The organism is Acidimicrobiia bacterium (assembly GCA_035471805.1).
GTDB lineage: Bacteria > Actinomycetota > Acidimicrobiia > Spongiisociales > JAHEDJ01 > JAHEDJ01.
The window spans coordinates 71,539-86,145 of record DATIPS010000058.1 but is presented as its reverse complement, the minus strand read 5'-3'; the positions used below and the strand labels follow the sequence as shown (position 1 = coordinate 86,145).

Below are 14,607 nucleotides of genomic sequence, written 5' to 3'. Positions count from 1 at the left end.
AGACGAAAAGCCTCCGCGGAGCGAAGCGCCACCATCCTGAGCCATAATGGCGAAAGTCGGATTCTGGAGTGCAATGGCTGTAAACCTGAAGATGTATCTCGGCGGTGAATGGACCGAGGGGACCGGAAATGAGACTCACGAACTGATCTCTCCCGTGACCGGGGAGCACATTGCGACGGTTCCGCTCCCATCGCAGTCCGACATCGATCGAGCTGTACGTGCGGCACGCGCCGCGGCGGACGAGATGCGCCACTGGTCGGCGTTCGAACGAGCTGATCTGTGTCTCCGGATTGCAGCGGCCATCGAGCCGCTCGAAGCGGAGATCGCCAGGATTCAGACCCTCGAGCAGGGCAAGCCCTATCACGCGGAGTCGCTGGCGGACATAGAGGAAGCGAACCAGTACTTCTACAACGCGGCGGAAGACGTCAAGAGACTGTTCGGGGAGGTCATCCCCACCTCTGATCGCGCCAAGCGCATGTTCACATTCCACCGGCCCGTCGGCGTGTGGGCCGCCATCACACCCTGGAACTTCCCGGTGACGATTCCCCTGGAATACATCGGTCCCGGCCTCGCTACCGGCAACTCGGTCATCGTCAAACCACCCGAGTTCACCTCGTGGGCCCTCCTGAAGCTGGCCGAGGCGTTCGATGAGGCCGGTGTCCCGAAGGGTGCCGTCTCGGTCCTGCCGGGCAACGGCCGCGTAGGGGAAGCGCTGGTCACACACGACGGCATCGACGCGATCGGATTCACCGGGTCTTCTGCAACCGGGAAGCGAATCATCGCCCAGATGGGTGTCAAGCGGTCGATCATGGAGATGTCCGGCAACGGGCCCACCATCGTGACGGGCGACGCCGATCTCGAACGGGCGGCATCCCTGGCCGTCTACGGTGCGTACTACAACGCAGGCCAGGTCTGCTGCGCCACAGAACGCGTCATCGTCCTCGACGAGGTTCACGACGAGTTCACCGAGCTGGCCGTCGCGGCCGCCGGCGCCGCCAGGCTCGGCGACCCGTTCGACGAAGAGACGACCATGGGACCGCTGAACAACGAGCCGACGGCATCCAAGATGGACCGCCACCTGGCCGAAGCCCGCCAACGCGGGGCCGAGGTGCTGGTGGGCGGAGGGAGAGCGCCCGGATACCCGACCGATCTCTACTACGACTTCACGATCGTCGACAACGTCCCCGAAGACAGCGCCCTTTCGCAGGAGGAATCGTTCGGCCCGGTTCTCCCCATACTGCGTGCCGCCGACGACGCCGAAGCAGTGGCGGTCGCCAACCGTTCGCGACTGGGGCTCCAGGCCGCCGTATTCACGCAAAGCCTTTCCAAGGCTTTCTGGTATGCCGACCGGATCCGCTCGGGCACCGTGGTAGTCAACGACTCAACCGATTTCTGGGAGACCTTCCAGCCGTTCGGCGGCGCAGCCGGAACCGACACAGGTTGGGGCCGGGGCAGGATCGCCGAGTTCACCGACCTGCAGACCGTCGTCTTCGATATCGGGACCGCATAGTGGCGGCACCGGCCGTCGGCATCCGGGAGGTGACCAAGCGGTTCGGTGATGTCGTGGCGGTCGACAACATCGACCTCGATATCGCAGATGGCGAGTTCTTCTCGCTGCTCGGCCCTTCTGGATGCGGGAAGACTACGACTCTGCGCATGATCGCCGGACTCGAATATCCGACCGAGGGCAGTATCACCATTCACGGTGAAGAGATGGGGCTGCGGCCTCCCAACAAACGGCCGGTCAACACCGTCTTTCAGTCGTACGCGCTCTTTCCGCACATGACGGTGGCCGGCAACATCGGATTCGGACTCCAGATGCAGAAGGTCCCGGAAGAGGAAACGAGCCGAAGGGTCGGTGAGGCCATCGATCTCGTCCGACTGTCGGGAATGGAGAATCGCCGACCCGGCATGCTCTCGGGCGGCCAGCAACAGCGGGTTGCCCTCGCCAGAGCACTGGTCAACCGACCCGAAGTCCTCCTGCTGGACGAACCACTGGGAGCGCTGGACCTCAAGTTGCGACAGGCCATGCAACTCGAGCTCAAGGAGATTCAGCGCGAAGTGGGCATCACGTTCGTCTACGTGACTCACGATCAGGAAGAGGCCCTGACCATGTCCGACCGCATCGCGGTGATGAACGAGGGGCAGCTGCTCCAGGTGGCAACTTCTGAAGAGATCTACGAGCGGCCGAACACCCGATTCGTCGCCGAGTTCATCGGGGAGACAAACCTGATCACCGGAACCGTCTCAGAGCCCGGAGTTGTGAAACTGGCGGACGGCAGCCTGGTGAGAGCTCGAACCCACTCGGTTGCCGGGTCCACGGTGACCCTGAACCTGCGGCCCGAGAAGATCGACTTGCACGACGCAGAGGAGAAGATCCCGGAGCACTTCAACAAGCTATCGGGAACGATCTCCCGCAGGCTCTATTTCGGCGACTCGCTCTTCTACGAGGTCGACTTCGGGCATACGGTCGTGGACGCTCGCGAGGAGAATCGACCCGGCCGGCCGCGCTTTGAGGAAGGCGCGCCCATCATCGCCGCTTTCCACCCGGAGGCGGCCGAGGCTCTGACCGAATGACCTTCACGGCCGAAGGACCCGTCACCGCCGAACTGGAGGCGAGGGCCGAGAAGGCGGAGTCCCGGCGGGGACTCTTCCTGGCCCTGCCGTCGTACATCTATCTCCTGCTCCTGTTCGCGTTGCCGCTGGTGATCATCGGCATGTATTCGTTTGCGAGCCGGTCCCGCACCGGAATGCCCAAGCTCGAGGCATGGAATCTCGACTCGATCACCAAGCTGTTCACCGACGATCTAATCCGCTCCATCTTTGCCCGCTCGCTGATCGTGGCCGTCCTCACCACTACCTTCTGCCTGCTCATCGGCTATCCGTTCGCCTACTACATCGCCACGAGATCCGAGAAGGCCAGGAACCTGCTACTGGTCTTCGTGATGATTCCCTTCTGGACGAACTTCCTCGTACGCACCTACGCATGGAGGGTCCTGCTCGGCGAGGACGGCCTGATCACCGAACTGGGCAGGTTCCTGAAACTCTGGGACTCGATGCTGTTCACGTTGCCTGCCGTGTATATCGGATTGATATACGGGTTCCTGCCGTTCATGGTGCTGCCGCTGTATGCCGCGATCGAGCGTCTCGACTGGTCGCTGATCGAAGCAGCCCGCGACCTGTACGCGTCGGGGTGGGAAGCCTTCCGGAAGGTCACCCTGCCGCTCACGAAGCAGGGCATAATCGCCGGGTCGATCCTCGTCTTCATCCCCAGCCTCGGCGCATACGTCACGCCGGACATCCTGGGTGGAGCCAAAACGACGCTCATCGGCAACTACGTGGTGAACCAGTTCCTGACTGCCCGCAACTGGCCGCTCGGGTCCTCCGTTTCGATGGCCATCATGGTGGTCATGTTGATCGCCACGATCTGGTACTTCCGCTCCGGGGCTAAGACGTTATGACCGTCCGCCAGAGCACAGCACTCACGGGCCGGCTGGACCGTTTCCTCACCGGTCACGCCTGGCTGGTCTACCTGTTCTTCTACCTTCCGATCCTCGTACTGATCGTCTTCTCCTTCAACGAGAGCCGGTTCTTCATATGGGAGTCCTTCTCGCTCCGCTGGTACCGCCAGATGTTCGCCAACGACAACCTGATGGCTGCACTCCTGGCGTCCCTGCAGGTGGCGATTGTTGCGACCATCGTGTCGACCGTGCTCGGGACGACTGCGGCGCTTGCCCTCGAGCGGTACAGACGCTGGCTCGGGAAGCGCACGTTCGATGCACTGCTGTACCTGCCGGTCATCATTCCGGATGTGACGATGGCTGCGATGTTGCTCGTCTTCTTCACCTCATTGGGCCAGCAGCTCAGCATCACCACCATCGTGCTCAGCCACATCGCATTCAACATCTCCTTCGTCTCGATCGTCGTGCGTGCCCGGCTGGCCAACCTCGACCCTTCGCTGGAGGAGGCGGCGGCCGACCTGTACGCCGGCCGGTGGCAGGCTTTTCGCAGGGTGACGCTTCCGCTGATCATGCCGGGCGTGCTCGGCGGGGCGTTGCTGGCCCTCACTCTCTCCCTGGACGATGTGGTGATCACCCAGTTCGTCAAGGGACCCGACACTCTGCCAACCTTCGTCTTCGGACTGATCAAGAGAGGCGTTACGCCCGAGATCAACGCCGTATCGACGTTGATGCTGACGGCATCTGTGGTGCTTGTGCTGAGTTCACTAGCCTTGCAGAGGAAGAAATAAGGAGGAGTCGGCAATGAGACGCATACTCATGATCGCGCTGGTGCTAGCACTGTTGGCGGCCGCGTGCGGGGGGGATGGGAATTCCGAGCTGGTTGACGCGGCCGCAGCGTGCGAGGCGGGTGAGGTCGACGGCAACCTGGACCTGTACAACTGGTCCGAGTACATCGAGCCGGAATTGATTTCCGCCTTCGAAGCAGAGTACGGCGTAACGATCAATGAGTCCTTCTACGACTCCAACGAGGCGATGCTTCCCCAGATCGAATCGGGTGGGAACGACTACGACCTGGTCGTGCCTTCCGACTACACCGTGACGATCATGTCCGAGGAAGGACTGATCATCCCGCTCAACAAGGACGCACTTCCCAATCTGAGCAACCTGGATCCGGCTTTCACCGGTCTGCCCTACGACGAGAACGATGAATACTCGGTTCCCTACCAGTGGGGAACCAGCGGAATCGGCTACACCTACGACGTCGTTCCGGAGGACTGGGAGGTCAGCTGGGAGATCATCTTCGATCCGGGGTTCGCCCCCGAGGTGTCGGGAAGCATCTCCCTGCTCAACGATCCCCGGGAGACGATGGGCATAGCGCTCAAGTACCTGGGTTATTCGATCAACACCACCGACCAGGGAGAGCTCGACGAGGCGGTCGAGCTGATACTCAGCATCAAGGACCGCATCAAGCTGTTTGATTCCGACCAGTTCGAAGACCTGCTCGTTTCGGGTGAGACCACGGTCGCACACGGCTGGTCCGGCGACTTCTTCGCAGCCTTCGACGAGGCTTCCACCGACGACTACGACGCCTACGAGGACTTCGGCTACGGAATCCCGAAGGAAGGTGCGGTGGCCTGGGTCGACACCATGGCCATCCCGATTACGGCCGATTCGCCGTGCACGGCACACACGTTCATCAACTTCATCCTCGATGCGGAGAACGGAGCAGCGCTGACGAACTTCAACTTCTACGCAAGTCCGAACGCGGCGTCGGAGCCGTTCATCGATCCCGAGATACTCGAGGATGAGACGATCTACCCGCCCGACGATGTCTTCGAGCGTCTCGAGTTCCTGGCGGACACCGGCGACTTCGAGACCAACTACTCGGATGCCCTCAACGAAGTGAAGAGCTAGGAGTTGTCTGGGGGCGGCTTCGGCCGCCCCCTGCAACCGGCCATCGGTCATCGGTCTGAGGTCAACCGAGTCTCGGGAGCTGTGGGCTTGAGGACTCATGGGCAACACTCTGAGGGGGCGTCCAACGAGCCAGTAGACGAGCCACACCTGGAGAGAGCAATGCCACGCGATCCCCGATTCGATGTCCTTTTCGAGCCCGTCCGCATCGGGCCCGTCACGGCGCCCAACCGGTTCTATCAGGTTCCACACTGCACCGGCATGGGGTACAGACGACCGCAGACCCTTGCCGCGCTGCGCGGGGTCAAAGCCGAGGGCGGCTGGGGCACGGTTTGTACGGAGTACTGCTCGATCCACCCTTCGTCCGACGACGAACCCTACCCTTCGGCATCCCTGTGGGACGACCAGGACGTGAGCGCGCTGGCGATGACCGTCGAGAAGATTCACGACCACGGCGCACTCGCAGGCGTAGAGCTGTGGCACGGCGGAGCAGCCAGCGCCAACCACTATTCCCGTGAGGCGCCGCTCGGGCCGAGCAGCCGGCCGGCGGGAGTGTGGAATCCCGTGCAAACGCGTGCCATGGACAAGTCGGACATCCGCGACTTGAAGCGCTGGCACCTCGAAGCCGCCCGCAGGGCCCAGCGTGCCGGCTTCGACATCGTCTACGTGTATGCAGCCCACTGGTATCTCATTCGCCAGTTCCTGTTGCCTTCGAACCAGAGGAACGACGAGTACGGCGGGTCGCTGGAGAACCGCGCCCGCCTGTTGCGCGAGCTCATCGAGGAGACAAAGGAAGCCGTGGGTGACACCTGCGCCATCGCGGTGCGCTTCTCAGCCAGCATCGGCGGGCCCGACCACGACCAGGACACATCCGAGCCGCGCGAGATGATCCAGCTCCTGGGGGAAATGCCCGACCTGTGGGACATCACGGTGCACGACTACACATACGAGATGGGCACTTCGCGGTTCGTTCCCGAAGCAGGACTCGAGGCGACCATGTCCTGGGTGAAGAGCGTGACGACCAAACCGGTGGTCAGCGTCGGGCGGTTTACTTCTCCCGAGACGATGCTGCGCCTCGTTCGTCAAGGAGTGATGGACCTCGTCGGCGCGGCGCGGCCCTCGATCGCCGATCCGTTCATCCCGCTGAAGATCGCCGAGGGTCGCGACGATGAGATCCGCGAGTGCATCGGCTGCAACATCTGCTACACCGGCGACCAGACGGGGACGCCGATCCGGTGCACCCAGAATCCAACGATGGGAGAGGAGTGGCGCAAGGGATGGCACCCGGAATACATCCCTGCCAGAGGTTCCGACTCATCGGTACTGATCGTCGGGGGCGGTCCGGCAGGACTCGAAGCGGCGGTGGCCCTCGGGAAGAGGGGATACGACGTCACGTTGACAGAAGCACGCAGAGCGCTGGGCGGCCGGGTCACGCTCGAGTCCGCTCTCCCTGGACTGGCCCAATGGGCCCGGGTCCGTGACTGGCGCCTCACCCAGATCGAGAAGCTCGGCAACGTCGATTTCTACCTGGAGAGTGTTGTCGACGAGGCGCAGATCCTCGAGTTCGGTGCGGATCGGGTCGTGATCGCCACCGGCGCCAAGTGGCGCCGCGACGGCACCGGGCGCTGGCTCGAGGAACCGGTGCCCGGCTGGGAGACCCCCTCGGTTATCACCCCGGACGACATCATGGAAGGGGTCACGCCGGCCGGCCCGGTGGTCGTCTACGACGACGACCACTACTACATGGGCGGCGTGATCGCGGAGAAGCTCCGGCGAGACGGGCTCGCCGTCACCCTCGTTACGCCGGCCAACGAGGCTTCGACCTGGACCACTCACACCGAGGAACAGCACCGCATTCAGCAGCGGATCCTGGCGCTGGGAATCGTGCTGGAGACCGGTACGACGCTGGCCGGTGTGACCGGGGACTCGGTGCTGCTGGAGTGCATCTACACCGGGGAAACCCGCGAGGTCGCCGCGCAGAGCACCGTCATGGTCACCTCGCGACGGCCCCAGGATGCTCTCTTCTACTCGCTGGTTGATCGTCTCGACATCGAGCGGATCGGCGACTGCCTGGCGCCCGGCACTATCGCAACGTCGGTCTACTCAGGACATCGATATGCACGTGAGATGGACTCTCAGTTGATGGTCCCGGTCCCGTTCCGGCGGGAGTGAGCAGCAGACGCGGCCGAGAAGTCTTCACCGAACCGCGGTTGAGGTCCAGGGGTTACGGGTTATGGGTTCCGCCCCGTGGATGTTCCGCTGTTGTCGACCGCCCCGGACCCGGAACCTAAAACCTAAAACCTAGAACCTAGAACCCAGAACCCAGAACCTGGAGAACCTCACATTCTCACGCGCTGATTCATAGGGTCGTAAAAGGAGCGGATCGACGCGGTGGCGGGAATACGGTCTCCCGCCACGTTGATCTCGAAGCTACCCGCCTCGAGCCACTCTTTCGTCACACCGTCCGGATGGTGGAGATATCCCATCGCCAGGCACCGATTCTCGACATAGCTCCACATCCCCGAACTGGTCCGACCGACGAGCCGTCCATCGCGGTGGATTGGCTCATCGTGGTAGAGAAGCCTCTCGGGATCTTCCAGCCGGAACTGAATCAGACGCTTCGTCGGCGGAAGCTCACGTTGTGCCAGCAGCGCGGCGCGGCCCTTGAAGGATGCTTTCTCCCATCCGACCGCGAAACCGAGTCCGGCCTCGAGTGGTGTGTCCTGGTCGGTGATGTCGTGTCCCCAGTGGCGGTACCCCGCCTCGAGACGCAGGGTGTTCATCGCGTGATATCCGGCGTGCTTCAGCCCGAAATCGTCGCCGACCCCGAACAGGGCGTCGTACAGTGCCGGCGTTTCATCCCAGGGGACGTACAGCTCCCACCCGAGTTCGCCCTCATAGCTAATGCGCATCGCAAGCACGTCGTGCCCGGCCACCTCGATATGCCGAGCGGTTCCATACGGGAAGTCGTCGTTGGTCAATCCGCTCGATGTCAAGGTCGCCAGCAGTGCCCGCGACTTCGGGCCCATCACACCGAGTGTCGAAGTCTCCGAGGTGATGTCGGTCACGGTCACGTCGTAGTCACGGCATCCACGGCGGAGCCAGGCACCATCGCGAGTGCCGGCGGCGGCCGCGGTCACTACCAGGTATTCGTTCTCGTCGATTCTGGTGACGGTGAGGTCGGCCTCGATCCCGCCGCGCTCGTTGCACCACTGGGTGTACACGACCGTACCCGGCGGAACATCCACCTCGTTCGCACAGATCTCGTTGAGAGCTGTTGCAGAGTCCGGACCTTCCACCCGCAACTTGACGAAGCACGCCTGGTCGAACAGTCCAACAGCAGTCCGAACCGCGTTGCACTCGATCCCGGACGCCCCGAACCAGTTCTGCTTGCCGTAGCTGTACTCGTAGATGCGCTCCTGTCCATCGGACGCGAACCAGTTGGGTCGCTCCCAGCCGGCCACCTCGCCGAAAACGGCGCCAGCCGCCTCGAGGCGGTCATGGAGGGGAGACAAACGCTGCCCGCGAGCACTCTCGTACTGGCGGAACGGCCAGTGCATGGCGTATAGGAGCCCGAGGCTCTCCGAGATCCGTTCCCGCAGGTACTCGGGGTTGCCCTGGAATGGAAAGGCGCGACGGATATCGACGGAGGACAGGTCCATGGGGGGATGACGGTCGGCTATCCAGTCGGCCAGGACCCAGCCGACACCCCCGGCCGACTGCAGGCCCACGGAGTTGAACCCGGCGGCAACGAAACAGCCGTCGACCTCCGGCGCTTCGCCCAGGTAGTACACACCGTCCGGAGTGAACGCCTCCGGCCCGTTGAAGAACAGCTGGAGACCGCACTCACCCAGCGCCGGAACGCGGTGAACGGCACGCTCGAAGATCGGGCCTACATGCTCCCAGTCCTCGGGCAGGGTTCCGAACGAGAAGTCGCGCGGTATACCCTCCAGCTTCCAGACCTTTCCACGGGGCTCGAAGAAACCTGCCATTATCTTGCCGGTTTCTTCCTTGAAATAGGTGTAGCCCCCCGGGTCGCGCAACGTAGGCATACCCGGCTCCACTCCGTCGAGTGGCTCGGTGACGATGTAGAAGTGCTCGCAGGCCTGGAGCGGAACGTTCACACCTATCGTGGCAGCGAGGTGACGGGTCCAGATTCCGCCGGCGAGAACGACCGTCTCGGCCTCGATGTAGCCCTGCTCGGTTTCAACGCCTACAACCTTGCCGTTCTTGCCTACCAGACGGGTGACCGCCACCCCCTCGACGACGCGTGCCCCTCGCGCCCTCGCCCCCTTGACCAGGGCCATGGTCGTGTCAACCGGGGAGGTCACTCCGTCGTGTGGAATGTACAACGCTCCGACCAGGTCGTCGGTGTTGAGGAGAGGCCAGAGTTCCTTGGCTCGATCGAGGTCGATTACCTCCGTCTCGACATCAACGGTGGTTGCCATGGTTGCGCCGCGCAATATCTCTTCCCACCGTTCCTCATCGGCGGCAACCGAGATCGAACCCGGCGTGCGCCAGCCGGTTGCCTGTCCGGTCTCATCCTCCAGTTCCTCGAAGAGTCGTGCTGAGTAGGTGGCCAGCCTGGTCAGGCTATGAGAGGACTTGAGCTGGGAGACCAGGCCGGCGGCGTGCCAGGTGGTTCCCCCGGTCAGCGCCCCTTGCTCGATGATCGTCACGTCGGTGATCCCGCGCCGGGTCAGGTGGTAGGCGACGCTGCATCCGACGATGCCACCACCTATGACGAGAACCTGGGACCGGTCGGGCACTTCGGCGGTTGATCCAACCGGCGGCTCGAATGCTCGACTCACGGTCACCTCACCCCGTCTCTGACCGGCTTCTCAATCCGACGCGTCGCGGAGTGCGCCGGATTGCGATCCTACCCGGGGGTTCCACCGCGCGGTGCCCCGACTTCACATGCGGACCCGCTCGTTGCCCGGGTCGTACATGGGCCGGAGTGAAGCTGCGGCCGGGAAGCGTTCTCCGGCGACCAGAATCTCGAAGTCTCCCGACCTGAGGAAGTCGGCCGTTACGCCCTCCTCGTGCTCGACGTAGCCGAACCCCATGGCACCGCCGAGTGTGTGGCCGTAGGCACCCGACCGGAGATACCCGACCGCGACTCCGTCGCGCAGTATCGGCTCTTCCCCGTACAGCAACGGCTCAGGATCGCGGAGAAGGAACTGAACGAGTCGAGATTGCAGCGGCCCGGATTCCTTTTGGGCCAGCAGTGCTTCGCGACCGACGAATCCTCCCGGCTTGTCGAAGGCGACGGCGAATCCAAGCCCCGCCTCGAGGGCCGTGTCGCTGTTCTCCATGTCCAGACCGTAATCTCGCCTCCCCGCTTCCGTGCGCGTGCTCTCGAGAGTCTCGATTCCGGCATGGGCGAGATCGAACTCGGTGCCGACCTCGATGATCCGGTCGTACACGCCGAGGGCGAACTCGGTAGGGATGTAGAGCTCCCATCCGAGCTCTCCTACGAAGCTCATCCTCAGCGCCCACCCTCTCGCATGGTGCAGGTCCACCTCTCTTCCCGTGAAATAGGGGAAGGCGTCGTTGCTGAGGTCCGCGGCCGTGACCTCGCTCAAGAGCTCGCGCGACCGGGGGCCTTGCACGCTGAGGAGCGTGTAGCCGGACGTCACGTCCGTCACATAGGCACGTTTGTCCGCCGGCACTCCCCTGCGCAGCATTCTCTCGACCCGTCGATGGAATGCCTCGGCCGCAACGATCAGGAACCGATCCTCGGCCATCCTGGTAACCGTGACGTCGGCCTCGACACCACCGCGGACATTCATGAACTGCGTGTAGACGCATCGTCCAACCGGGACGGCCACATTGTTGCCGGCAATGAAGTTCAGAACCTCCTCGGCATCGGGCCCCTGCAGCAAGAACTTCGACATCGACGAGAGGTCGAACATGGCGACATCTTCTCGAACGGCGCGGTGCTCGGCGGCGTGGAACTCGAACCAATCCTGTCGGGCATAGGTGAGCTTGTTCTCGATCGCGATGCCGGGAGTGGCGAAATAGGCGACGTTCTCCCACCCGGAAGAGTCTGCGAAGTGAGCACCGGCTCGTTCCAGGCGCTCGTGCACGGCGGAGCGCCGCACATTGCGCGCCGTCGCCGGATGTGAATGGGGCCACGAGCCGGTCGAGTGGAGCCTGCCGAGCAGCTCGACACTCCGTTCCTCCAGATAGGGGCGGTTCGTCTGGAACGGAGACATCCTGGCGATGTCGACATCGGTGACATCTACCGGGGGCAGGCCGTCGACGATCCAGCCGGCGATGATCGATCCGGCTCCCCCGCCCGTGAGGATTCCCAGCGAGTTGAATCCGGCTGCCACGAAGAAGTTGATCAATTCGGGCGCCTCGCCCATCAGGAAGCCGTTATCCGGCGTGAAGCTCTCGGGGCCGGTGAACAGCTTACGGATACCGACGTTCTTGAGGTCGGGCAAGATCTCCATCGCATACTCGAGAAAGGGCGCCAGCCGGTCCCAGTTGGAAGGTATCTCGCCGAAGCTGAAGCCGTCGGGAATCGCGTCGAGCGACCAGGGAGCCGCAACGGGTTCGAACAAGCCGACCATCAGACCTCCGACTTCCTCGCGGTAGTAGGCGAAACGATCGGGATCCTCGAAGATCGGCAAGTCGCGCGAAACCCCTTCGAACGGCTCCGTGATCAGGTAGGCGTGCTCGCAAGCCTGGAGTGGCACCGAGACGCCGGCCATGGCCCCGATTTCCCTGGCCCACATTCCGGCGCAGTTGACCACGTACTCGGCCTCGATCGTTCCACGGTCGGTGACGACACCGGTGACCCGCCCGTCCTTCTGAGTGATCCCCGTCACACGGGTCCCCTCCAGTACCCGGGCCCCGCCCATCCTTGCCCCCTTGGCCAGGGACATCGTGACATTCGCAGGGTCCGCCCGACCCTCGTTGGCAGTGAAGAAACCTGCCATCACGTCGGAGGCGTCGACCTGGGGCCACAGGGCGGCGACCTCCGCGGGGGAGATCTCCTCGCGCTCGATTCCCATCAACCGCATGAAGTCAGCTTCCCGGCGAAGCTTGTGGGTTCGTTCCTTCGTACTGCCCGTTTGGAGGTATCCGACCGGACGGAAACCGGTCGAGAGGCCGGTTTCCTGCTCGAGGACTTCGAACAGGTCACGCGAGTACTTGGCCATCCAGGCCAGTGTCTCAGTGGTCATGCCACCTGAGACGATCAGGCCCGCCGCATGCCAGGTAGTCCCGGAGGTGAGCTGAGAGCGCTCCAGGATGACCACGTCTCTCCAGCCGAGTTTGGTCAGGTGATATGCGACGCTGGCACCGATGACCCCACCACCTATGATCACCACTCGAGCCCGGGTGGGAAGATCATTGCCCGGAGTTGTGTCCGATGTCGTCGCTGAGTCCTGCACGTTCTGACCTTTCTCTCTGAGCGCGGACCAATGCCGGTTTCCCGTCCTCGGTACACGTCAAGACTTCGATTTCCACGGGTCCCCCGTGCGCTCACGCTCCTCCTCAAGATCCCCCGGCAGACGATCTGCCGGAGCGGGACCGGTCGGCGGCATGGTCTTCTGGTTGCCGTCAACCCCCATGGACGCACTCGCCTTCGATGAACGTCATCTCGACCCGCGTGTCGCCGATTTCATCATGTGGAACCTTTCGGATATCCCGGTCCAGGACGACGAAGTCGGACAGCTTGCCGGGCTCCAGAGTCCCGGTCCGGTCGTCCAGATGGTTGACGTAGGCGCTTCCTTTGGTCGCAGCACGCAGGGCAGTTTCCAAGTCGAGCCTCTCCTCGGGATGGAACGGCGCGCCCGCGCGGTTGAAGGGCGAGACACGCCGCAGCGCGGTTTCGATGATCACCAGGGGGTTCGGAGTGGAAACGGACCAGTCGCTGCCGAAGGCGAGTCGAGCACCGGCGCTCACCAGGCTATGCCATGGGTACTGCCACCCGCCCCGCTCCGGTCCCAGGAAGGGAAGGGTGAGCACATCCTGCTGGTCCTCGTGGACCGCCCAAAAAGGCTGGGCGTTGGCCACCACGTTCAGCAGGCGGAATCGCGGTATGTCGTCGGGGTGAACGACCTGAAGGTGGGCAATGTGATGGCGGTTTTGCGACGCCCCGTTCACCCTCCTCGACTCATCGATTGCATCCAGGGCGTTGCGGACGGCGCCATCCCCGATGGCATGGAAGTGAACCTGGAACCCGAAGGCGTCCAGCGCTGTGACGTATCCGCCGAGGAGGGAGGGATCGATGAAGTCGAGGCCCCGATTCGCAGTCGGCCGGCCGTCGGCACAGAGATACGGATGGAGCATCGAAGCCGTGAAGTTCTCGGCAACGCCGTCGAGCATCATCTTCACTGCGCCGGGCCTGAACCTGCCGGCAGGGCCCTTCGCTCGCCTGGCGAGTAGGTCTTCGATCTGCTCCTCGCCTTCGCCGCGTTCCCACCACAGTGCTCCCACCACGCGGGCTTTCAGCGTGCCGTTGGAGGCAAGCGCTCTATACGCCTTCTCCACCACCGGCGTCACCCACGCGTCCTGCCAGGCAGTGACTCCCAAGGACAACAGATGTCTCTGCCCTTCCGCGAGCGCCCGCTGCAGTTCGTCTTCGGTCGTCTCCGGCAGCACTCGCTCGACCAGATCCATCGCGCCCTCCTGTAAGCAACCGATGGGTTCGCCGCCGGCGTCACGTTCGATACGGCCGTCGGCTGGATCGGCCGTGTTCCGATGAATGCCCGCCAGCTCGAGCGCCTTCGAGTTGACCCAGGCACCGTGCCCGTCCCGATTGACCAGAAACACCGGGCGATCGGCGACCACCGCATCGAGTTCCTCCCTGGTCGGGATCCCGCTCGGGAATCGGTCCATTCCCCAGCCGCCTCCGAGAATCCAGATCCGATCGGGATGGGCGTCTGCGTAGCGGCGGATGGTGTCCACGTAGTCCCGGCGATCCGCGTCGCCCGCCAGGTCGCAGCGCAGCAGATTCAGCCCGCCGGTCGAGGGATGAACATGCGCATCCTGGAAGCCGGGCACCACCATCCGGCCTTCCAGATCGAGGAACTCGGTTCCCGGACCCGCCCACTCGGACGCGTCGCCCCCGACCGCCACTACTGCCCCGCCGCGGACGACCAGGTGATCTGCTTCCCGGACCCCTGGTGCCATCGTGACAACCGGGCCGCCGTGCACAATGAGGTCGGCCCTCCGTTGCGATTCCGTATGGCTTCTCAAAGCTGCGCCTCTCTTCAAACCT

At 63.4% G+C, this 14,607-nt stretch carries 9 protein-coding genes; 6 read left to right on the top strand and 3 right to left on the bottom strand.

The annotated features are described in order from the left end of the window. Positions 1 to 46: 46 nt before the first annotated feature. The 6 genes from VLT15_12450 (at position 47) to VLT15_12425 (ending at position 7,544) form a co-directional block, all read left to right on the top strand. Complete coding sequence (locus tag VLT15_12450; protein ID HSR46020.1) at positions 47 to 1,510, top strand: aldehyde dehydrogenase family protein; 1,464 nt, start codon at positions 47 to 49, stop codon at positions 1,508 to 1,510. After that, positions 1,507 to 2,577: an ABC transporter ATP-binding protein gene (locus VLT15_12445; GenBank protein ID HSR46019.1), complete on the top strand. Its 1,071-nt coding sequence runs from the start codon at positions 1,507 to 1,509 to the stop codon at positions 2,575 to 2,577. The genes VLT15_12450 and VLT15_12445 overlap by 4 nt, the downstream gene beginning before the upstream one ends. Further along, positions 2,574 to 3,461 carry an ABC transporter permease gene (locus VLT15_12440; GenBank protein ID HSR46018.1) on the top strand — a complete coding sequence of 296 codons (888 nt, stop codon included), beginning with the start codon at positions 2,574 to 2,576 and terminating at the stop codon, positions 3,459 to 3,461. Before VLT15_12445 ends, VLT15_12440 begins: the two co-directional genes overlap by 4 nt. Further along, the gene (locus VLT15_12435; protein ID HSR46017.1) at positions 3,458 to 4,249 is read left to right on the top strand and encodes an ABC transporter permease; all 792 of its coding nucleotides are present in this window, start codon (positions 3,458 to 3,460) and stop codon (positions 4,247 to 4,249) included. Before VLT15_12440 ends, VLT15_12435 begins: the two co-directional genes overlap by 4 nt. A gap of 13 nt (positions 4,250 to 4,262) precedes the next feature. Beyond that, a complete protein-coding gene (locus VLT15_12430; GenBank protein HSR46016.1) occupies positions 4,263 to 5,375 on the top strand; it encodes a spermidine/putrescine ABC transporter substrate-binding protein in 1,113 nt (370 codons plus the stop codon). A 159-nt stretch (positions 5,376 to 5,534) separates the two neighbouring features. Continuing rightward, entirely contained in the window at positions 5,535 to 7,544 is a 2,010-nt protein-coding gene (locus VLT15_12425) for an FAD-dependent oxidoreductase (GenBank protein HSR46015.1), read from the top strand. Positions 7,545 to 7,711: 167 nt separating this feature from the next. On the opposite strand, the gene VLT15_12420 is transcribed toward VLT15_12425, so the two are convergent. From VLT15_12420 to VLT15_12410, 3 genes are all read right to left on the bottom strand, one after another. Next, entirely contained in the window at positions 7,712 to 10,183 is a 2,472-nt protein-coding gene (locus VLT15_12420; protein HSR46014.1) for an FAD-dependent oxidoreductase, read from the bottom strand. Between the two features lie 102 nt (positions 10,184 to 10,285). After that, entirely contained in the window at positions 10,286 to 12,775 is a 2,490-nt protein-coding gene (locus tag VLT15_12415) for an FAD-dependent oxidoreductase (protein HSR46013.1), read from the bottom strand. 169 nt (positions 12,776 to 12,944) lie between these two features. Next, positions 12,945 to 14,585 carry an amidohydrolase family protein gene (locus VLT15_12410; protein HSR46012.1) on the bottom strand — a complete coding sequence of 547 codons (1,641 nt, stop codon included), beginning with the start codon at positions 14,583 to 14,585 and terminating at the stop codon, positions 12,945 to 12,947. Positions 14,586 to 14,607 lie beyond the last annotated feature (22 nt).

Coding starts and splice junctions, on each gene's coding strand:
- VLT15_12430 (HSR46016.1), top strand. CDS start 4,263: ATGAGACGCATACTCATGATCGCGCTGGTGCTAGCACTGTTGGCGGCC.
- VLT15_12450 (HSR46020.1), top strand. CDS start 47: ATGGCGAAAGTCGGATTCTGGAGTGCAATGGCTGTAAACCTGAAGATG.
- VLT15_12425 (HSR46015.1), top strand. CDS start 5,535: ATGCCACGCGATCCCCGATTCGATGTCCTTTTCGAGCCCGTCCGCATC.
- VLT15_12435 (HSR46017.1), top strand. CDS start 3,458: ATGACCGTCCGCCAGAGCACAGCACTCACGGGCCGGCTGGACCGTTTC.
- VLT15_12440 (HSR46018.1), top strand. CDS start 2,574: ATGACCTTCACGGCCGAAGGACCCGTCACCGCCGAACTGGAGGCGAGG.